Below are 1,202 nucleotides of genomic sequence, written 5' to 3' on the forward strand. Positions count from 1 at the left end.
AAAAATGGCAAAAGAGAAATTTGAAAGAGCGAAGCCCCATCTTAACGTGGGCACCATAGGACACATTGACCACGGTAAGACGACACTTACAGCAGCGATCACGAAGTGTTTGTCGACGAAGGGTTGGTCGAATTTTGAGGCGTACGACATGATCGACAAGGCGCCAGAAGAGCGTGAGAGAGGCATTACGATCAACATTTCTCACGTAGAGTATCAGACAGAGAACCGTCACTATGCCCATATAGACTGCCCAGGTCACGCAGACTACATTAAGAACATGATTACAGGTGCCGCGCAGATGGACGGGGCTATTCTTGTTGTATCCGCGGCAGACGGTCCCATGCCCCAGACCCGCGAGCACGTTCTTTTGGCCCGGCAGGTCAACGTGCCGGCCGTAGTCGTTTTTATGAACAAGACAGACCAGGTAGACGATGATGAGCTTCTTGATCTTGTAGAGATGGAGATCCGCGAGCTTCTGAGCAAATACGATTTCCCCGGAGACGATGTCCCCATCATTCGCGGTTCAGCTTTGAAGGTATTGGAAGAGGGAACAGGAGAAGAGAACGACCCTGTGAGCAAATGCATCTGGGAGCTCATGGCCGCCTGTGACAGCTATATTCCAGCGCCTCAGCGGGAAACAGACAAGCCTTTCCTTATGCCTATCGAAGACGTGTTCACCATCACAGGCCGTGGCACAGTTGTAACGGGCCGAGTAGAGCGGGGCATGATCAAGTCAGGAGAAGAAGTGGAGATCGTGGGCATGAAGGCGGATACGACCAAGACAGTGGCCACATCCCTTGAGATGTTCAGGAAGATTCTTGACGAAGCCATTGCCGGCGACAACGTGGGCATTCTTCTTCGCGGCATAGACAAAGAGGATGTAGAGCGCGGCCAGGTATTGGCTAAGCCGGGTTCCATAACGCCTCACACGAAGTTCAAGGCAGAGGTATACGTACTGAAGAAAGAGGAAGGCGGCCGACACACCCCGTTCTTTGCGGGCTACAAGCCTCAGTTCTACTTCCGTACCACAGACGTAACAGGAGGCATCAAGCTTCCGGAAGGTGTAGAAATGGTTATGCCGGGAGACAACGCGACCTTTGAGGTTGACCTTATTGTACCTATCGCCATGGAAGCGGGACTTCGTTTCGCAGTCCGTGAAGGTGGTCACACAGTGGGTGCTGGCGTTGTCACCGAGATTCTTG

1 protein-coding gene is annotated in these 1,202 nt (G+C 52.7%); it reads left to right on the forward strand.

The window, feature by feature from the left end:
- Nucleotides 1-4: 4 nt before the first annotated feature.
- Nucleotides 5-1,202: elongation factor Tu (tuf, locus tag BUC50_RS09575; protein WP_286677374.1), on the forward strand; the 1,198-nt coding region annotated here is incomplete at its 3' end.

The sequence above is a fragment of the Aminobacterium sp. EBM-42 genome, assembly GCF_001896635.1.
Taxonomy (GTDB): Bacteria; Synergistota; Synergistia; order Synergistales; family Aminobacteriaceae; genus Aminobacterium; species Aminobacterium colombiense.